17 protein-coding genes and 1 pseudogene are annotated in these 19,493 nt (G+C 41.1%); 5 read left to right on the top strand and 13 right to left on the bottom strand.

What is annotated here, in order from left to right:
- The 11 genes from OQX61_RS19085 to OQX61_RS19135 all read right to left on the bottom strand — a co-directional run bounded on the left by OQX61_RS19085 (position 1) and on the right by OQX61_RS19135 (position 10,491).
- Positions 1-1,080, bottom strand: coding sequence for a Wzz/FepE/Etk N-terminal domain-containing protein (locus tag OQX61_RS19085; protein WP_265843393.1), 1,080 nt, complete (start codon positions 1,078-1,080; stop codon positions 1-3).
- Between the two features lie 26 nt (positions 1,081-1,106).
- On the bottom strand, positions 1,107-3,632 hold the full coding sequence (locus OQX61_RS19090; RefSeq protein ID WP_265843394.1) for an SLBB domain-containing protein: 2,526 nt from the start codon (positions 3,630-3,632) through the stop codon (positions 1,107-1,109).
- A 96-nt stretch (positions 3,633-3,728) separates the two neighbouring features.
- Complete coding sequence (gmd, locus tag OQX61_RS19095) at positions 3,729-4,865, bottom strand: GDP-mannose 4,6-dehydratase (protein ID WP_265843395.1); 1,137 nt, start codon at positions 4,863-4,865, stop codon at positions 3,729-3,731.
- 288 nt (positions 4,866-5,153) lie between these two features.
- Entirely contained in the window at positions 5,154-5,786 is a 633-nt protein-coding gene (locus OQX61_RS19100) for a DUF6266 family protein (protein ID WP_265843396.1), read from the bottom strand.
- Complete coding sequence (locus tag OQX61_RS19105; protein WP_265843397.1) at positions 5,774-6,187, bottom strand: hypothetical protein; 414 nt, start codon at positions 6,185-6,187, stop codon at positions 5,774-5,776. The genes OQX61_RS19100 and OQX61_RS19105 overlap by 13 nt, the downstream gene beginning before the upstream one ends.
- Positions 6,184-6,666, bottom strand: coding sequence for a peptidoglycan-binding protein (locus tag OQX61_RS19110; protein WP_265843398.1), 483 nt, complete (start codon positions 6,664-6,666; stop codon positions 6,184-6,186). Before OQX61_RS19110 ends, OQX61_RS19105 begins: the two co-directional genes overlap by 4 nt.
- A 17-nt stretch (positions 6,667-6,683) precedes the next feature.
- A complete protein-coding gene (locus tag OQX61_RS19115; RefSeq protein WP_265843399.1) occupies positions 6,684-7,046 on the bottom strand; it encodes a hypothetical protein in 363 nt (120 codons plus the stop codon).
- Between the two features lie 73 nt (positions 7,047-7,119).
- The gene (locus OQX61_RS19120; protein WP_265843400.1) at positions 7,120-7,770 is read right to left on the bottom strand and encodes a DUF6266 family protein; all 651 of its coding nucleotides are present in this window, start codon (positions 7,768-7,770) and stop codon (positions 7,120-7,122) included.
- 152 nt (positions 7,771-7,922) lie between these two features.
- On the bottom strand, positions 7,923-8,219 hold the full coding sequence (locus OQX61_RS19125) for a helix-turn-helix domain-containing protein (RefSeq protein ID WP_265843401.1): 297 nt from the start codon (positions 8,217-8,219) through the stop codon (positions 7,923-7,925).
- Entirely contained in the window at positions 8,219-8,848 is a 630-nt protein-coding gene (locus OQX61_RS19130) for a DUF6266 family protein (RefSeq protein ID WP_265843402.1), read from the bottom strand. The genes OQX61_RS19125 and OQX61_RS19130 overlap by 1 nt, the downstream gene beginning before the upstream one ends.
- A gap of 194 nt (positions 8,849-9,042) precedes the next feature.
- Positions 9,043-10,491, bottom strand: a complete 1,449-nt coding sequence (locus OQX61_RS19135; protein WP_265843403.1) for a hypothetical protein — start codon at positions 10,489-10,491, stop codon at positions 9,043-9,045.
- Between the two features lie 435 nt (positions 10,492-10,926).
- On the opposite strand from OQX61_RS19135, the gene OQX61_RS19140 reads away from it, so the two are divergent.
- Together OQX61_RS19140 and OQX61_RS19145 are read left to right on the top strand one after the other, a co-directional pair.
- The gene (locus tag OQX61_RS19140) at positions 10,927-11,232 is read left to right on the top strand and encodes an Rpn family recombination-promoting nuclease/putative transposase (protein ID WP_265843404.1); all 306 of its coding nucleotides are present in this window, start codon (positions 10,927-10,929) and stop codon (positions 11,230-11,232) included.
- A gap of 195 nt (positions 11,233-11,427) precedes the next feature.
- Entirely contained in the window at positions 11,428-11,625 is a 198-nt protein-coding gene (locus tag OQX61_RS19145) for a hypothetical protein (RefSeq protein WP_265843405.1), read from the top strand.
- A gap of 87 nt (positions 11,626-11,712) precedes the next feature.
- Here the strand turns inward: OQX61_RS19145 and OQX61_RS19150 are convergent, their stop codons facing one another.
- Both OQX61_RS19150 and OQX61_RS19155 read right to left on the bottom strand, forming a co-directional pair.
- Entirely contained in the window at positions 11,713-12,414 is a 702-nt protein-coding gene (locus tag OQX61_RS19150; RefSeq protein ID WP_265843406.1) for a hypothetical protein, read from the bottom strand.
- Positions 12,415-12,678: 264 nt separating this feature from the next.
- On the bottom strand, positions 12,679-13,995 hold the full coding sequence (locus OQX61_RS19155; RefSeq protein ID WP_323670632.1) for a nucleotide sugar dehydrogenase: 1,317 nt from the start codon (positions 13,993-13,995) through the stop codon (positions 12,679-12,681).
- Positions 13,996-14,188: 193 nt separating this feature from the next.
- Between OQX61_RS19155 and OQX61_RS19160 the strand changes: the two genes are divergently transcribed.
- From OQX61_RS19160 to OQX61_RS19170, 3 genes and pseudogenes are all read left to right on the top strand, one after another.
- Positions 14,189-15,181 (top strand): LCP family protein, encoded by a 993-nt coding sequence (locus OQX61_RS19160; RefSeq protein ID WP_265843408.1) that lies wholly within the window; start codon positions 14,189-14,191, stop codon positions 15,179-15,181.
- A gap of 507 nt (positions 15,182-15,688) precedes the next feature.
- Complete coding sequence (locus tag OQX61_RS19165) at positions 15,689-16,252, top strand: tail fiber protein (protein WP_265843409.1); 564 nt, start codon at positions 15,689-15,691, stop codon at positions 16,250-16,252.
- 46 nt (positions 16,253-16,298) lie between these two features.
- Positions 16,299-19,493, top strand: a pseudogene (locus OQX61_RS19170) (hypothetical protein); the annotation flags it as partial.

The raw sequence follows: 19,493 nt of genomic DNA on the forward strand, positions 1-19,493 counted from the left end.
CTATGCCATAATACTTTTAAAAAACCTCTTCACTAAAAGGAAGAGAACGGTCAAAAATCCCCCAATTACTCCTCCAATTAAAGTTGCCTTAATTTTTCCAATTTTATCCTTTTCAAGCGGAAATATTGGTTGATCAATTACTTGAATTAATGGCGTTTCCTTCCTTAGGGAAATCTTGGATAATTCTAAATTTTTTAACAACTCTCCAAGGATCGTTTTATTTGCTTCTGCATTAAACTGAGCTCTTTGAACAGGCGCTCTTAAAACTTGTCGTGTTGGGTTTAAATTAGGTGTAGCATCAATGGTTGAAGCCGAAGAATAAATAGCTCCGGACATTATCATTCGAACTGAATCAGTCTTCTGCTGTAGAATAGCTATATTCTCCAATGATTTTTTTGTTTTAGTCTGTAGGTAAAAATCATTAACGTTCATAACCATATTATCATCGAATGATTTAGAAAAAAATTCATCTTCAGATTTAACATCAACCTTAATTATACTTAATTTCTTATCTGGCTTTCCAACAGTGAGGTAATTTTTATTAATATCAGTTACAATAGTCCCAATAATACTGTCTTGAAGACGTGTAAACTTTTTAGAAAAGTCGAAACTAATGTTAGTTAGTTCTGGTTTATTTACCCACTTCTCCTTAAGTTTATTGAAATCAATATACCTGTTTATTAATAATTGTTTTCCACCTTCATACTCTATTGGCGTTAAAAGGGTCTTTTCAATCATTTTTCTTGATTTGTATAATTCAAGAATATTATCACCCTGAAAAATCCCTCCACCTGAGCCTACATCAATACCTACCATTGAAGCAAGGCCTCCTAAGCCGCCTAATCCCCCAGAAGCCCCAGCCCCCCCCTCTTCTAATACAAAAGTAGTTGAGGCCGTATAGTTAGGTTTCTTAAAATAAGCATAGCCAAATCCAATAACTGCCCCAAAAAACGCCAAGGACAGAATTAACAGGGTTTTCGATAATAGATACCGATACAAATCTTTGATTTTCAGGATGACTTCCTTTAAAGAAATTTCATCTGCCACTTCGGACTGTTTAATTTTATTTTCTAAATTCATTTAATAAAAGAAGACTTTTAATGTATTTATCTAAGCAAGGATACAATAATTGCTCCCATAGAAGCAATAGCAGTCCCTAATCCTATCCAGCTCTGCGCTGTCATTCTTTCTCTCTCAGCTTTCTTAGGGACCATGATCTCTGCCCCAGGTTTCACCTTAGGGTAGTTATTAAAGAACAGGAACTTTCTTGCGGCCTCTACTGATCCATTAGCATATTTAATGTAAGCACCTTTCTTGTGGGCATTAGAAGTATATCCACCAGCACCATTGATGTATTGCTTAAAGTTTTTACTTGGCAAATAAACTATTCCATTTGGATTAAGGACTTCACCTGTCACTTTAACAATTTGTAATTGTCTAGGCACACGGATAACATCGCCATCCTCTACAATCAGATCATATCTTGATTGAGGTTTTTTCAAAATCTGAATTAAATCAATTCCAACTAAATCTGATTGAATCAATTTCTGTTCCAACTCAGCCTTAGTCGTATCCTTTGCACCTACTTCCTGCGCGCGCTTAAGGCTTAAGAACTTCTTATCGTCTTCTTCCTTATTATCAATTGCGTTTTTGTCATTGGGATTCGCCTTCTCTGCACCTGGTCTCTTTAATGAAGCCCCATCAGGATAAGCTGTATGGGTTAAGCCACCTGCCCTTTTAACCACATCAGAAATCCTTTCATTTTTCTGCATAATGGTATAGGTTCCCGGATATAAAACTTCACCTTCTAATTTTACCTGTTTTTGAATCTGATATCCTTCTGCACTACGAATTGAAACCACATCGAATGGCTTTAAAACAAAATCTGTATCTACAATCTTAAGGTTAGGATCAACACTAACATTAAATACCTCAGCCGTTAATGCAGAAGCAGACATCGCATCACTGTTTTTAATCCTTCTGGAGATTTCAATACGATTTGGGGTTGCCCCTTCTTTAAAACCACCAGCCATTTGAATCACGTCTTCCAATCTCATGTTATCCGCATATTCAAATATCCCAGGCGCTCTTACTTCGCCTTGAATAGTCACTTTATATTCGTCACGCAAATCAAAAATCGAAGAAATCGTTACTTTATCTTCACGGAACAAAGGCACATCGGCCTCCGAACCATTTAATACCTTATTCAAATCAAAGGAGATTAAGGCCAGACTATTATCCGGATTTAATCTGGAAATATACCCTCTATTTAAAAAAGCGTCTTCTCTGATTCCATCAGCTTTAGCAATTAAACCTTTTAAGGTTAAACCTTTTTCCAGTTCAAACTGTCCGGGACGAAATACTGCACCTACGATCTCGACTCTGTTCTCAAAACGATCCAGAATGCTTTCTACAATATATTTATCGCCATTTAATGGTCCATAAGTACCAAACTGCTCGGCAGGTACATCAGAAATTTTGCGTTCTTTATTCGTATTTTGTAAAACTTTGATCTGAGCGGTATAAGCTTTATCAGAAAAACCACCAGCAAACCTGATCAAGTCTTCCAGACTTTCATTACTTAACACTTCAAAAAGCGCCGGACGTTTCACTTCCCCGGACATCTCCACACGACTTTGGTAAACCGGAATGTTAATCACATCCTGATCCTGCAACCTGATGTTGTTTTTCTGAATGCCATTCAACAAGAAATCATACACATCAATAGTAGAAACAACTCTATTTCCTCTAATGACTTGAATTTTACGGAAGGAACCATTAGAATTTGGACCTCCGGAAGCGTTTAATGCATTAAATACCGTTGATAAAGAAGATAGAGTATAAGATCCTGGTTTAACCACCTCACCTAATAAGGTGATTTTAATGCTTCGGATATTTCCAAGGTTAATTGCAAGATTCGTTCTACCACTTCTCAAAGCAGGATAAGTACCTGACATTTTTGTCTTTACTTTTGATATTGCCTGCTCAATGGAAAGACCTCCTACGGAAACAGGGCCAACAAATTGTAGAGTAATAATTCCTTCTGGATTTACTTTCAACTCATAGCTAGCCTCATTATCCCCACTTAAATCAATTAATAACTCATCATCAGGACCAATTACATAACTTCTTGGAGTAGCCATTCTCAGATTTGGCTCAAAAGTAATATTGGAATTTTTGAACAGCTCTGCACCGAATATTTTAGGTTTTAAATCCAAAAAAATATTGGCCATATCTTCTTTACGCTGTTCTTCTGGCGTTTTAATCTTTAAAGAGTTCTTTGTGGTGGTAGAATCTTTCTCATTTTGATAGGTCCTTCCTTTATCCGAATCAAGTTTAGTGTCATTTTTTAGCCCATCCTTTGTAGAAGTATTGCCTTCTTTCCTTATTTTCTCAACACGCAACTTTAATTTCTGAACTTCCGCAGGTTTCATCCCCTGAGCAGCTGCCATTTGCTCTAGCTGAGCATCACTGTAGCCAACCGATTCTGCACGCTCGATCATCTGTCTCACTTGTACATCTGTCAAATCATCGACTTTAACATCAGCATAATTAGTTTGTGAATAAGCATTTTGTGCAATCAGCACTGCAACAAAAAAAAGAACTGCGGTAATGGTATTTTTAAAGTTCATATAGTAAAATTTGTGGCCCCCGTTCTGATCAAAATCAGAACTTTTACTAAGGAGCGGAAGCCGCCCCCTCAATAATTTATTGTACTATTTTATATTTTATTCAAAATAATTCAAAGTCTTATACCCTCCTTGTTTCAGGTATTCATCTTTCTTCATCAAATGAAGGTCTGAATGCACCATATCCTTAACCAAGGCTGGTAAATCATACTTCGGTGTCCAACCCAACTGCGTATTTGCCTTTGTAGGATCTCCCAATAACAAATCAACCTCTGTTGGTCTGAAGTATTTTTCGTCCACCTGAACAACAACCGTACCCGGTTTTAAAAACTCGTCGTTTAATCCTAATTTTTGTATAAGTTCCTGGTCTACATCGATAATCACACCACGTTCATATTGATCTTTTCCACTAAACTCAACTTCAATTCCTAACTCCGCGAAACTCATTTTCACGAAATCACGAACTGTAGTGGTTACCCCGGTTGCGATCACATAATCTTCCGGCTTTTCCTGTTGAAGAATCAACCACATGGCTTCAACGTAATCTTTTGCATGTCCCCAGTCTCTTTGCGCAGATAAATTACCCAGATACAAAGTATTCTGCAAGCCTAAAGCAATTTTACAAGCGGCACGTGTGATTTTACGCGTCACAAAAGTTTCCCCTCTTACCGGACTCTCGTGGTTAAACAAGATCCCGTTACAAGCGTACATGTTATAAGCCTCTCTGTAGTTCACTGTGATCCAGTAACCATACATTTTTGCTACTGCATACGGAGAACGAGGGTAGAAAGGTGTAGTTTCACTTTGTGGAACTGCCTGCACCAATCCATATAATTCTGAGGTCGAAGCCTGATAAATTTTAGTTTTTTCAACAAGCCCCAGAATTCTGATGGCCTCCAATAATCTCAACGGACCAATACCATCTGCATTAGCGGTATATTCAGGGGTTTCAAAGCTCACTTTCACATGGCTCATTGCCGCAAGGTTGTAAATTTCATCCGGCTGAGTTTCCTGAATGATCCTGATCAGGTTGGTAGAATCTGTTAAATCGCCATAATGCAATTTAAAATTCAGATTTTTCTCATGCTGATCCTGATACAAATGATCTATACGTTCTGTATTAAACGAAGAAGAGCGTCTTTTTAACCCATGCACAAAATATCCCTTTTTCAGTAAAAATTCGGCAAGATATGCTCCATCCTGTCCTGTGACGCCTGTTATTAATGCAACTTTCATTTATTATTTTATAGTATAGGTGTAAGGAGCAAATATATAGGATTTTATTTGAATTGTTGGAAATTCATGACAATCGGACTTGCAAAAATTAGAAGTTGAAACACACCTCATTAGATACCATAATATTCTTGTAGTAGAAAAAATGAATAAATTTGAGAAAATAGCGATTTTTTTTGAAAATATGGATAAAAGCTTAGTGAACTGATCTATAAAAGAAAGCTATTCAAGCTGAAATGGAACACAAAAAAACCATGACGCCCCCTAAACGCCATGGTTACAAAAATTAAACTAAGCCACCAACCCCAAATACTGGCTCTCAGAATTCCCCCCTTTTTTCTTCCCTACTGTAAACACATAAACATGCACCTTACAGCCAATCCTATCGCAAACCACAAACTCTGCCTGCTGCCGACTAACGTTCGCAAGCTCCATTGTATAAGCAACACTGTTTTGAGTCTCTTCATAGAGCACGAGAACCAGCATATCGTCCTGACTCCGGTTGCATCCACAAGACTTCCATGTCAAGCCAAAAAGCCCTCCACCTTTATCTTCCATTTTTAAATTATACAGATCGGAAGCATTACCTGTACTTAACTGCAATTCCTTGTAATTGATGCTCAAGTATGGAAAAGTACCAGTCACCGCAGTTTGATAATTCAGTTTAAATGCTTTCGCTCTCGCACCAATTTTACTTTTGTACTGCTTAAACCCTACATCTATAACAGGAGCAAACGGCCTGATTAACCGCGACACCAATTTAAATTTCTCCTGGTTAGCCAGCTGCGCTTTCGTAGGTGGTTTCTTCGGAGCCAAAGGATCAGGCTTACACCTGACCATTGTAACTCCAGCTACTGAAGTATAAACATAACCTCCGAGCTGCCCGGTTATTTCGCTGTAAATTCCTTTTTTTAGAACTGCCATTTTTTGTAAAATTTAAAAGATAAATAAATACCCAAACCACAAATCAACACCCATAACAACCAATCCGGATTTGACTCCTTAATCACCAATTCTTCCCCGGCCGAATAATGCGCTGTGCTCATTTCCGCGCCCACATTTGCGCTACGTCCAACCCCTTTAAGCTGAACCTTCTCCGCCTCCCCGAAAAAACCTGTCCCCGGCGAAAAACTGAATTTCCCTTTTGGCCAGATCAGCACTTCCTCTTCATAACTGCTGGAATCACTATAAAACCGAAGCACCCTTGAGTCTGACTCCAGCGTTTTTGAACTTTTCGATGTATTTTTTAAAAGACCACAATCGGAGATACAAAAGCAGAAAGACAACAGCATCACGATAAAATACCGGCGATAATAGCGGTTCATAAACTCCTCCTCCCATTACTTACCCAGTCTGCAATCTTATAAACCGTTTTTCGATGCCTTCTTTTCCGGTACACCCCATCACCTTCCCTGCTTCCCGTCATATTGGTATTACCTTCCAACGACACCAGCCAATCCCCATCCTGTTTTTCAATCAGTCCGACATGTGCGATCCGCTTTTTCTCCGGAAAATAAATCCCGATCAGGTTTCCCGGCAATGCAGATCTGGCTAGTCTGGAAGCAGGAAACAAATCCGGCGACCAACCTGATCTTGGTTTTGCAAAACCCGCTTCGGCAAAAACCCAGCTGATATAGGCGGCACACCAGGGTTCTGCGGTCTTCAGGCCAACACTGGCTAAAAACTCAGCAACGCGTTTTCCGTCATTCCGACCGGTTTTCTCCCTCAAGCCCAACTCGCCCTGCGCAATCCTAACCAGCAACAACCGGTATTTACGATCTTCGACAAGCTCAGCTTTAGACAAGCTTGTCTTCGCCGGTTTTAGCACAATGCGATCAGGCAACCAGTAGCTGCCAACAAAAGCAATCCAAAAGAGGCCAGATATAAGCGGACTTGCTGCCATAAGTGAAGGGTGTTAAACTGTGAAACCATTAATGAAATTGGTGGCAGCTCTATGGCTACCCAGGCGCGGTTTAAAATCCACCAGCACAAACCAGTGATCAGTAAAAAACTAATGATACTGAGTAAAACCAGCAGCCAAATGCTTTGATCTATACTTCCGGTCGTATCGTCTATCCCCCGAAGAACGATTGGACCGAAAGTCCATAAGACCATTAACACGATGAAAACTCCCGCAGGCTCTTCCCATCGGAAGACCGGCAGCTTTAATTTTTTTGTATCCATGATTTCTTTTTAAATAAATAGAGATTAAAGAAGCCCGGCAGGGCCTCATAAACACTGCCGGGAATCTTTTACATTAAGCCAAAATGGTGACCACACCGAGGTATGCCGTAGCAGAAACCTCCTTATTCTTGACCGAAGCAAAGAACAGCCAGCAATGCACCTTGTCGCCGATAAAAGAACCCGGAACATACAGGTTCACAGGACTATCCCCCCTGACTAATCCATCTCCTGATTTGATGGACTTATGCTTATCCGCATTGTAAAGCAGGATATACACTTTATCTGTGGCATCCGTCACTTTACCAGGTTTCGTATCCATTACCCAGCTTACCTGAACTGTTTGCTCCGGAAGCACCTGAACACTTAATTTCGAGCCCAGATCCAGATTTCCGTCTTTACTCAAACTGATCTTAGGATAATCCAATACGTAATTCGGATAAGTACCCGTGATGCAGTCTTTCAACAATTGCTTTGCAACGATATTTGTTGGCGTCACATTGCCTGCCATTCCCCTAAATCCGATAGCAATCATCTCGGCAGCTTTTCCTGCAAAAGTAGTTCCCAGTCCAAATCTGGCACGCTGATCTATCTGTGTCACTGTAGCCGGCTTCTTCGATTTCGCCGGACGATTTTTTACCACATTGACATCTTTCCATTTCGCGGCAACTACATCGCCAACTCTTCCATTGAATGGTCCAAAAACACCAGGTTTATACGTTCCCATAATTTTAAAATTTAAAAGGTTTAATTATTCTGTTTATTCAAATCAACTGTATACCGGTACCTTGGATTTGTTGAACGAATGTAGAGATACAACTCATAACCTCCTAACCTACAGAGCCATATTACCCGAGACAACCCAACTTTACCCACAGATTACCCGGGATTACCTCCGGTATGGTCAACCTTTTTCAGCAGGGAATAAATATCTGCCTTCAAATAATAGCAGGTGCCCCCAATTTGCTTAAACCTAAGCTGCCCTGTTGTTCGCCAATTATAGATCGTTTTGCGGGACTTCTTGAAGACCTCCATCACTTCCTCCGTATGCAGCCAATAGGCTTCCTCTTTTATTGGCACCTCAACAGGTATCAGTTTCAACAAAGCATCGAGCTGATCCGTATGTATTTTTAACAGCTGCCGGAGTACCAGCAGAATCAAGTTAAGCGTTCTCATTACCAGGTTACTTTTCCAGTATACACACTATTGGAAATGCTTTTTCTATCGTTAGAAATGAAGGCGATATAGGTTTCTGCAACTACACCATGTGCGATATCAAATATGGGCAGCAGATCGGTCCCCTCATACCTGGCTACACCGGCAGTCCTGTAAGCGGCTCTTTTCAAAGCAGGAAAATAAGCGACAAGCATCACCTGATCCGACCAATGTGTACCCGACAGACCTTCCTGTACCGCCCAGCTAAAATTAAAACCTCCTTCTGACGCTACTACCGTCAGCCCTTTAGGCAAGGGCATGGAACCAAAAGCGAGCAGTACCTTTGAAAAATTTATCCTGATTCGTGGATAACTTCCTGCTGAAGCATGTTTCCAGTTGTAACGAAATGCCTGATTTTGGGGGAGTTCCTTAAATTGACGGGCATCCAACTCATAGCCTACCAGGATGAATTCCTTAAGTGTCTGTAAAAATTTAGAGGTCAGTTTAGTCCGCTGACGAACTGCGTTCTGTAGGTCGCTTGCTGGTTTAGTTGATTTTCCAATCGTACGTGTGACCAGCTTTCCGTTTAATAAATAAGTAACTGTTTTGCCAACCTTACCTGATTGGCGGCCGTTTTTGATGGTTCCCATAATTAAAAAGTATTTAGTTTATAAATGATAATTCGACTTATAACAGGTATTGATACTGGTCGGGAAGAGCGCTGATTTTAATTAGGGTTGACTAAGCTATTGGAAAGGGTTCGGATAGGTAAACCTACAGCAAACTACCAGCAACCGTTACTGAACCTGTACCATACCCTATCCGAAGATGCCGTTCTTCCCGACTACAACCCGACCACTTCCCTCGATCTACTTTCCAGCGTATCGCGGATCATTTTCATGGGTAATTCTACCGAGGCCCAGTCTTGTATAAACAGGCTGACCCGAAGGCCATCGATCGGTTCATCCGGTTCAAAAGCAAAATTTTCTTCTTCATGAAAAAGCAGGTTTTCCATAAATCTGGCTGCCAGTAGTCCTTTGAGTGGCGTATTAAATTTTATAAAAGCAAAAGTCCCGCAGTCGGGGAGAATCAGGGTGGCGAACCGCTCCAGGTAGTTCAGGAAAAGTATGTTCAACTTATAAGCCCCTCTTCCACGCCATTGATTGCCACTGATTACCTGAACCCCTAATTTTGATTGGGATAAAGCAGCTGGAAAGGCTCTTCCCGGAGACTGGTCGATGAAACCTTTTTTTACCGCTTTACTGAGCTCCGCAATAAAATTTTCCGGACCTGCAACCATACCGATCTGATGAAGACTGCGGAATACTTTACTGTAAGGAGAGATGTAAATCACCTGTCCACCTTCCAGAGAAATGGTTACCGGAGGAGTTTTTTTGCAACGAAATTCATAATCCTCCTCCAATACCAGAATACAAAAACCATATTGCTTAGATAAGCTGACTACCTGGTTCCATCGTGCAGCGTCCATGCTAAGCGGAATAGGAAAATCAGGTTCAGGCCGTATAAACACGACTTTCACCGCTTTTTCCCTGCAAATTTCTTCCAGTTTTGTTACCGACATTCCCTGTTGATCTGCTTCGCTGAATGCGAGATTTAAGCGAAGCTGAGCAGCGGTCTCTACCAGATGTAGATCATTTACAGAGGTCATCACCATCAAATCCTCCGGATTGGTGATCATTTTTAGCACTTGATAAATCGCCTGTCCATTTGAAATGAGGCAAAACTGTTGCGCATTGTTAACGAGCGCTCTTTTGCGGAGTATTCCCAACGCTCCATTCAGAAAACGGATTTCATTGGCATTTGCAGCTGAAAGAGAATTTTCAGCGCCGGGGAGGTTATTTAGAGCTGATAAACCCTGACATCGTACCCGATAGGTTTTACCCAGAGTCAGGATGTTCATGGATTGATGTTCCTGGTAGGCTGAACGCCCTGCAGGTTTCAGGTGAAAGAAAAACTCAGCAGAACTGGCGACAGCAATGGCAGGCCTTGTCTGCGGATGAGCATACATATAAGTGCCCACCCTATTTCTGGTGTAAAGAATCTTCTTCCGCGTAATCCAATAGCTGTACGCATTTGCCACCTGTTCCCGCTGGAGCCCTAAAAATTTAGCAAGAGTTCTGATAGAGGGCATCCTGAAGCGATCCGGGAAATTCCCCCGTTTATATTCCCAATCAATTAAACTAATCAACTGCTTTTGACTGGCTTCTCTGTCAGGGCCAAATTTAGATTTCCAATTTACATTCCAACTGTGGCGAAAAGTATTTTTTATCATATAAATTATTAATTACTACAACTATAAGTTTTGAGCAATACAAATAGCCATCTATAATTATCAAATTCCTAATTAAAAATACTGTCTGTAGAAACATGCAGCATCTGTCTGTAAAAAACACCAACTTATTGGACTAAATATTATTTAAACGCAAGAAAAACAACACATTAACACTAATAGGCAATATTTAAATGTTTAAAGGAAATTAAACTGGTTTTTCTAAATTAAAATACAGAGTTTAGACCAGATCATATTGGTTTAGAATTAAGGGCATTTCCAGGAAGACAAAGGATTTCCCGTTAACAGGCTGATTTTCTGGAAATCATCATAAGGACTCATCCGGATTCACAAAAATCATCAAACGAAATATTTAACCCGAAATTATTGTTGTAGTTAAATATTTGAGTTATATTAGATAGCTAAGTTAGAAAAGGTATGGAGCTCAATGATCCCAGGCAAGGCAATTTGTATGACAAGGTATTTAAGGAAAATATGGATGCCAATCTGGACGGTATTGTAGCACAGGTGTTGAGTATGAAAATCACCCGCAGCGAGGAAATTTCTGATGATTTACAACAGACCAAAGAAAGAAAAGCAGATCTGTTAAAAAAGGTGCAGGATGAAAATGGTCAGGTGTTTATTTTACATATCGAGTATCAGCGGCAAAATGATCAGAATATGGCTTACCGAATGGCGGAATACTGTATTATGTTACAAGTTAAACATACCTACGCATATTGATACGAAAAACTTTAAGTTCTCTTATGATGCAAGAGCTATAAGTACCATTGATTACAAGCTATTCCTGCATCATGAGGTGGTCGAGATGAAATTACTGACCATACTAGCGGACTTATCCGGAGTAGACCCGAAAGCAGTGTTAACGGAACTGGTCATCGAGATTATCAATTAAGAACCCTTGCCCAATTAAGGGATTTGGGACCAACATTAGAAGAAATTATGGACGAAATAAAAGATTTTTTTGTAATGGAAAAAGACCCTTATTATAGGATTGGAGAAAGAAAAGCCTATTTAAAAACGGCATTTCAATTGAAAAAAATAGGCTTATCGATTCTTTTAATAGCTAAAGCGACTGGTTTGACCCAGAAAGAAATCCGTAATCTAAAACAGTAGAATAAGCCCGCCCAAAATTCTTTTCATGAACCTTCGCGCTTTATTTGACCTATATCCAAATAAAGCGCAAAAGCAAGAAATTAATTCTTATTTATTGCTTCCTATATGAAAGCTTACTCCTACAAGAATCGGGTTTAACAAAAACTCTGATTTATTCGTTCTTGTTAACGAGCGGTAATTGTTTGCGTCTTCCGTTACCCCTTCTTGTCGTTCATAAGAATAGAAGAAATCAAGGCTACTTTCCACAAAAACCGTGAACTGTGGCGTCGGATGAACCTTAATACCGATTACCGGAGAAAGTATAAATCCATTTTTTGAAGTTTCCATTTTAACAGGAGGTAACTTCACCGCAGAAGCCTGTTCTGCTTTTAAGGCATTCACATTTTCAGCGACTCCGATAAATCGATTGGAGCGATACCCTACGTCTGCACCTATATAAGGTTGCACTCTTGCGAAGTTCATGTTTTTCTCAAAACCCACTTTAAAAGTATAATCTGTCACATCGCCCTTCACTATGTCACAATTGTTACAATTGTTATAGAAAGTTTTCGATTGTTTGATGTAACTTCCACCTAATCGATAATTGATCTGGTTGTCGTTAAACTTTACCATGAGACCAGAAAAGTAGGTATTGATATACCGAACCGGATCTGTTTCATTAAAGAGTTTCGGCATTTGCATTGATCCATAACCTCTTGAGGTAATGGAATAGTTGTAGTCTGAATTCATCTGAGAGAACGCTGTCCCCCCGGAAAATACCAGCATAAGAATAAGTAACTGTTTTTTCATTAATTTTCCCCCACGGATTTTAATTGAGCCCTAAAAATACGGCAATAATTGACATAAGCAACACTTAAAAACTTGACTTTGACATCATTGAAACCGGAGAAGAATTTTTTAATTAATAGTATCATATCTGACTAACTATTGAATTAAAAAGGACATTTTTCATTTGAAAAAGTCCGCCGATGGCAGTATAGAACGTTAATATCATCATTTTGAACATGATAACCAAAAACGTGCCACAATATTATTCTAGAGATTTTGTTTGTACTAAAGTCTGGCGTCTGTGAATTTACGGTCAATAAAGGATTTCGTATCAAAAATAATAGCGCCGTCACGCTGGTATTTTCCATAATCGATGGTTAAAAATTCCTGGTGGGAAACAGCCACAATAATTGCCTTATAGTTTTTATCTATAAGCACATTATCGGGTAAAAAACCATATTCCTGTTGCACCAGCTCAGGATCTGCCCATGGATCATAGACGCTGACTTCCATTCCAAATTGTTGCAATTCATGATAAATATCGATCACTCTGGTATTTCTGATGTCCGGACAATTCTCCTTAAATGCGAAACCCAGGATCAGCACCTTCTCCCCTTTCACGGGATAGCCTTTCGCGATCATCAGTTTGACTACTTTATTGGCCACAAACATACCCATGTTGTCGTTTACTCTTCTTCCAGAAAGGATCACTTGCGGATGATAGCCTAAAGATTCGGCTTTATGGGCCAGATAATAGGGATCTACACCGATACAATGCCCACCAACCAATCCCGGTTTATACTTCAGGAAGTTCCATTTTGTACCCGCAGCTTCGATCACATCCGTGGTATCGATGCCAATGCGATCGAAAATCAGGGCCAGTTCATTGACAAAAGAGATATTGACATCCCTTTGTGCGTTTTCTATGGCTTTTGAGGCTTCGGCGACTTTGATACTAGGTGCTTTATGTGTGCCGGCAGTGATGATCTGTCCGTATAACTGGTCTATTTGTTCAGCAATTTCCGGTGTAGAACCGGAAGTCACCTTTTTTATCTTTGTTAAGGTATTGATGCGGTCGCCGGGATTGATCCTTTCCGGAGAATAGCCACAGAAGAAATCTTCGTTGAATTTCAAGCCGGAATATTGCTCCAGCACAGGTACGCAATCTTCTTCCGTACATCCTGGATAAACGGTAGACTCGTAAATCACGATGTCGCCCTTTTTTAAAACCCGGCCAATCATGGCGGAAGCTTTTAGTAAGGGTTGTAAATCTGGTGCTTTAAAGCGGTTAATGGGTGTAGGAACAGTTACAATATAAATCTGGCAGGATTCCAGGTCTGCGGTCGTACAAGAAAAAGCCAATCCGGTATTTTGTATTTCCATATTGGACTGCATTGCAGTATTTACTGCCGCCGACTGCAATACTTGTTGCAACTCTTCCAGGTCTGCCTCTCTGGTCCGGTCTTCCCCATTGGAAAGTTCCTGGATTCTGAGTTCATCGATATCAAATCCGAGTACTTTATACTTTTTCGCGAATTCGATGGCAAGCGGCAACCCCACATAACCCAAACCTATAATTGCAATTTTATACGCTTTATCCATTTTCATTTTTCTTTTCCTTTAGCACCGGGAGATCTCTATATCATCTGATCAAAACTCCCAAACCGTTTTAAGAAATTTCCGGATCATTTGATCCTAATTTCCAGAACGTTTTAAAGGTAGAAAGAATTTTAATTGTTCAGAGGTACGGTTATTGAAATACTTGATACAGATTTTCACATGATCTCCCGGAAAAATGAAAACAATCATCTTATCAATCTTAGGTCTGAGCTTCGGATTATTCCAGCTGAAAGCACAAGACAGCACAGCTCATAAAGTAGATTTTATGGTTCCCCCTGCAGCAAAAAAGGTGGTCCATTTGAACCGCTCTGATGCAGCGCTGGGAATTTCCGCAAGCACCATCGCCAAACAAAAAACCAGACAAAACCCACCGGTAAATATTGCCTTGTTTGCAGTAGACAGGCGCACAGAAGGGGAGGCCGGAAACTCAGATGTGGTGATGGTGATTTCTATTGATCAGCTCAGCGGAAAAATAAAAATGTCTTCCATGATGAGGGATACGTATGTGAATATCGAGGGTTCAGGCATGAATAAGCTCAATGCAGCCTTCGCCATTGGCGGCCCGCAGCTTGCCATAAAAACCATCAATCAGAACTTCGGTCTGGACATCAGAGACTATATCAACGTTGATTTTTATGGCGCAGCAAAGATTGTTGATGCTTTGGGAGGCGTACAGATTCCGGTAAAAACCGAAGAGCTTCCATACCTCAATACTTACCTTCAGGAGCTGTCAATTTACGACAAGCTTCCGGTAGTCCCAATCACACAGGCAGGTTTGCAAAAGCTTAGCGGAAAACAGGCCGTTGCCTATACCCGGATCAGGGCTGTAGGCCATGGAGATGCTCAAAGAACTGAGCGTCAACGCCTGGTACTTATCGCTATTTTTGATCAGTTGAAAATGAAGGGTAAGGAAATATTTCCCGTTTTTGCCACAGAAGTCCTCCCTAATCTGGAAACCAGCATGAACAATATGACCCTTTTCAGTTTTGCCGGAAGTATTTTAAATTCGAAAAACAAGACGATTGAACAGGCCAGATTTCCACTGGATAAGGAGAGTATTGGAAAAAGAATTGACAACATCTGGTACCTGACCACCGACTTAAAAACAACCAGTAATTCCTTACATCAATTCATCTATGGTACAAGTCCGGCAAAAACCAAACGCTAGTGGTATAAAACAAAGCAAAACGAGATTAGCTTTCGACTAAAAACACGCTGTTTTTCAGTCATTTACACCTTAGCAAACAGGATTCTCATCTTCACAACCGATCTTCCCAAAGGGTCGAAATATACTGGTATGATCAAAATTTAATAAATTTTATAAATTAAATAATCTAACAACCAAGGGTTGTAGCGTTTAACCAAAAAACCATACCCTATAGTATAAGTTTTCAGTTTTACACTCATCCTGCTTTTTTTTACATATTTTTACTATAAGTAACTGATAATTAACGCCTCAACCTAATTGTCTCATGGAGATTTACCTTTTTATTAAAGGAAAATTACTAAAAGATCAAATTTTCAAATTTGTGTTTCTGGTAATTAAGACGTCCCTCAATTCCCGTATAAAATATCTTGATTGTGCCTTCACGGCTTCCAATTCCTATGGACTAAAACCAGGGATTTCCTTTCGCTACTCAAATCAACCGATCAATTATATTAAACCAAATTTTTTATGGAAGACTACTTAGGAACCATCCGGGCATTCGCCGGGAATTTTACACCGAGGGGCTTTGCTCCCTGCAATGGACAACTCCTGCCAATTGGAGACAATCAGGCACTATTTGCGCTTTTAGGAACCATTTATGGGGGAAACGGACAGGATACTTTTGCCCTACCTGACCTTAGGGGACGGTCTATGGTTGGAATTGGCCAGGGCCCGGGTTTGTCAAACTATGACCTTGGTCAGCGGTCGGGAACAGAAACCACCACCATTTTAATCACAAATATGCCAAGTCACAATCATGCCGCTGTTTCTACAGCCGTTTTAAATGTGAGTGATCAGAAAGGGAATATCACTGTTCCAGCGGCAGGAAATGCGATTGCTGCAATGGTAGATACCAACACAGATGCTGTATCTGGCTACACCGCTCAGGCTCCAAAAATCCCAATGGCAGGGGCTTCAGTAACCACTAACACGGCACCTGTTGGTGGAGGCCTACCTATACCTATATTACAACCTACGCTTGCTATAACCTATTGTATTTGCATCTCGGGCATGTTCCCCAGCAGGAACTAACCTTAGTTTTTGAACTAATGCATCCATATCAATTAACGCTCTCCAAATGAAAAATATATTAAAAAACACAACAGCAGTTCTTCTACTTACTTTATTTTGCCTTTTCGCAAAATCAAGTACTGCACAAACCACACTGGTTCCCGGTGATTTAGCGATTATCGGTATCAATAATAAAGGAACAACCGCCAACCTCGCTGTTGTGGCCTTAAGAAATATCGAAGCCAGTACCGTCATTAAATTTACCGATAAAGGATGGCTGGGCGCTACTAAAGCACTATCACTATCAGCTGCCGATGGAACGATTACCCTCACCACAGGTACAATTACTGCTGGAACAGCTTTCACCTTTACCATTCTTGGTGGCCCGACTCCATCAGTTACGGTGTCGCCAAATGTGGGATCAATCAGTATGGATGGCGGATGGAGCGCTCCCAACATAGCCGGTAATGCAGGTGATTCCTGGCTAATTTATACCGGGACCGAAGCCGCCCCTGATTTTATTTATGGCCTGGCCAACTGGGCTACCGTAAATCCATTAGGTGCTGCGCCAGACCAATATGGATGGGTAAGCTCAGGCACGACCTCAAACTCAACAGTCTCTTACCTTCCTGATGCTTTGAAAACAGGAGATTTTCATAACAATTTAGCGGGCGCCAACTTCTTGATTTATAATTCCTATTCAAATTTAAGCTCTTTTACCGGCACAAAAGCTTCTATTCTCACCGCTATTAAAAATCGAACCAACTGGACGCAATCGGGTTCTACCTTCTTAGATTTAAACCCGGGTACAGGGAATGCCTTTCCAGCTACCCAACCTACTTTCAAAATTGGTAGTGTACCTGTCGCTGTAACCTCAAACCCTTCCACAGGAACCAGAACCATTGGCGCATCGATTGCGATAACCGTTAATTTCAGCGACAATGTAACCGTAACCGGAAGCCCCCGAATCAAACTCAATTCAGGCGTCAATGCCTATGCTAATTATACCTCAGGAACCAGCAGTAAAGACCTCATTTTCTCCTATACAGTAGCCGCAGGAGAAAGCAGTGCCGATCTTGATTATAGCAGTAGTGCTACACTTGAACTCAATGGAGGAAGCCTTAAAGATCCACAAAATGAAGATGCGACACTTACGCTACCCGCTCCGGGAAGCGGCTCATCTTTGGGCGGCAGCAGCAGTATTGTGATTGATGCCATTGCTCCTGCTGTTACTTCTGTAACCGCGGTTACGGCAAATGGCAGTTATCGCGCCGGACAAAGCATCGATATAAACGTAAATTTTTCTGAAGCGGCAACCGTTACCGGCACACCAACACTCAGCCTGAACAACTCAGGAATCGCCTCCTATGTATCCGGAGCTGGAACTTCCAGCTTAACATTCCGCTATTTAATCGCAGCAAATCAGAATACCACCGACCTTGATTATGCTACAGTAAGCTCACTTTCCTTAACATCAGCAACCATAAAAGATGCTGCAGGAAATAATGCAACGCTAACGCTCCCTACTCCCGGAGCAGCCGGATCATTAGGAGCCAATGCCAACCTGATCATAGACAATATTGCTCCAACTGTTGCCAGCGTAAGCGGCATGAGCTCGCTCTATAACTTAGGAACAACCGTACCCATCACCCTGAATTTTTCAGAAACCATCAATGTAACCGGAACCCCGCAACTGGCCTTAAATGTAAGTCCTGCCGGATTCGCATCTTATGCTAGCGGAAGCGGAACAGCGACATTGACTTTCAATTATATTGTAGCTGCCGATCAAAGCAGCGATGATCTCGATTACATCAGTACAACCTCACTTTCCTTAAATGGCGGAACACTAAAAGATCTTGCCGGAAATAACCTGACACTCACACTCCCGGCACCAGGTGCGCCAGGTTCTTTGGGAGCGCTTTCCAATATTTTGATCAACGGTATTCAGCCAACAATACTTAGTATTGTTAGAAAAAACGGCGCCGCTTCATTAACCAATGCCACTACTGTTGATTTCACCGTTACCTTTTCTGAACCCGTATCTGGAGTCGGTACAAGTGATTTTAGTTTGAAAGCAGGCTTCCCTTCTGGAAGCTCAATTAACTCATCTACACCATCCGGCTCAACAGCATATACCATTAATGTAACTACAGGAACTGGAAATGGTACGGTAGGTATTGATTTAAATAGTTCCGGAACAGGTATTATCAGCGTGGCGTCCGCAAATGCCATCTCAGGTGGATATACTGCTGGCGAAACTTATACTATTGATAAAACGGTACCAACCCTTACAGCCATCACGATTCAGTCCAACAGCGCTGCAGGTACAGGTCTCGCAAAAGCTGGCGATATCATTACCCTCAGCTTCACAACCTCTGAAACGATCAATACGCCTGTAGTGAGTATCAATGGGAACACCGCTTCAGTTGTCAATAACACAGGGAATAACTGGGTAGCGACTTATACTACGAAGGCAACAGACAACAATGGATTAGTTCCTTTCAGTTTCACTTATTCGGATCTTGCCGGAAATGCAGGTACGCCAAGAGGTACAACAACCGATTTTACTAATGTATTTTTTGATAAAACGGCACCAACTTTACCCTTCGTATCTATTGTAGCTAATAATGCTTCCTATCCTGCTTATGCAAAGGCCGGTGCTTTAGTTACCTTATCTTTCAGAGCTTCTGAAAGCATCACGACCCCAATAGTAACTATTGGAGGCGCAACGGTTACGGCATCTCCTGCGGGAGGATTTAACTGGGTAGCGCTCTATGTCCTACCTTCGGGTCTGGCAGAAGGCGTAGTTCCTTTTACCATCAACTATACAGATACTTATGGTAATCCCGGAGCGCAACAAACTACAGTCAGCACCGGCTCCATGGTGACCTTAGATAAAACTACACCTACACTAAGTAATGTGAGTATCAGCAGTAATAACCAAAATCCTGCTTTAGCGAAACCCGGAGATCAGGTGACAGTTACTTTTACTGCTTCCGAAGGTCTGGGTACACCAACCGTATCCATTGATGCAATGCCAGCAACGGTGCTATCACTTGCAGGCAATGTCTGGACTGCAACGCTAACCCTAAGCCCCGCAAATACAACAGGACTAATTCCTTTTCAGATCCTATATTCAGACTTTGCAAGAAATGCAGGCGTACCGGTAATCACTACCAACGATGCTTCTACCGTTATATATGATAAAACACTTCCTGCTGTGCCTAATTTTCTGGGTGTAACGGCGGGAGATACGCAAAAC

This window comes from Pedobacter sp. PLR (genome assembly GCF_026239675.1).
Classification (GTDB): domain Bacteria; phylum Bacteroidota; class Bacteroidia; order Sphingobacteriales; family Sphingobacteriaceae; genus Pedobacter.

Coding starts and splice junctions, on each gene's coding strand:
- OQX61_RS19115 (WP_265843399.1), bottom strand. CDS start 7,046: ATGGATACAAAAAAATTAAAGCTGCCGGTCTTCCGATGGGAAGAGCCT.
- OQX61_RS19165 (WP_265843409.1), top strand. CDS start 15,689: ATGGAAGACTACTTAGGAACCATCCGGGCATTCGCCGGGAATTTTACA.
- OQX61_RS19120 (WP_265843400.1), bottom strand. CDS start 7,770: ATGGGAACGTATAAACCTGGTGTTTTTGGACCATTCAATGGAAGAGTT.
- OQX61_RS19155 (WP_323670632.1), bottom strand. CDS start 13,995: ATGGATAAAGCGTATAAAATTGCAATTATAGGTTTGGGTTATGTGGGG.
- OQX61_RS19085 (WP_265843393.1), bottom strand. CDS start 1,080: ATGAATTTAGAAAATAAAATTAAACAGTCCGAAGTGGCAGATGAAATT.
- gmd (WP_265843395.1), bottom strand. CDS start 4,865: ATGAAAGTTGCATTAATAACAGGCGTCACAGGACAGGATGGAGCATAT.
- OQX61_RS19150 (WP_265843406.1), bottom strand. CDS start 12,414: ATGAAAAAACAGTTACTTATTCTTATGCTGGTATTTTCCGGGGGGACA.
- OQX61_RS19160 (WP_265843408.1), top strand. CDS start 14,189: ATGAAAACAATCATCTTATCAATCTTAGGTCTGAGCTTCGGATTATTC.
- OQX61_RS19125 (WP_265843401.1), bottom strand. CDS start 8,219: ATGAGAACGCTTAACTTGATTCTGCTGGTACTCCGGCAGCTGTTAAAA.
- OQX61_RS19090 (WP_265843394.1), bottom strand. CDS start 3,632: ATGAACTTTAAAAATACCATTACCGCAGTTCTTTTTTTTGTTGCAGTG.
- OQX61_RS19140 (WP_265843404.1), top strand. CDS start 10,927: ATGGAGCTCAATGATCCCAGGCAAGGCAATTTGTATGACAAGGTATTT.
- OQX61_RS19105 (WP_265843397.1), bottom strand. CDS start 6,187: ATGAACCGCTATTATCGCCGGTATTTTATCGTGATGCTGTTGTCTTTC.
- OQX61_RS19130 (WP_265843402.1), bottom strand. CDS start 8,848: ATGGGAACCATCAAAAACGGCCGCCAATCAGGTAAGGTTGGCAAAACA.
- OQX61_RS19100 (WP_265843396.1), bottom strand. CDS start 5,786: ATGGCAGTTCTAAAAAAAGGAATTTACAGCGAAATAACCGGGCAGCTC.
- OQX61_RS19135 (WP_265843403.1), bottom strand. CDS start 10,491: ATGATAAAAAATACTTTTCGCCACAGTTGGAATGTAAATTGGAAATCT.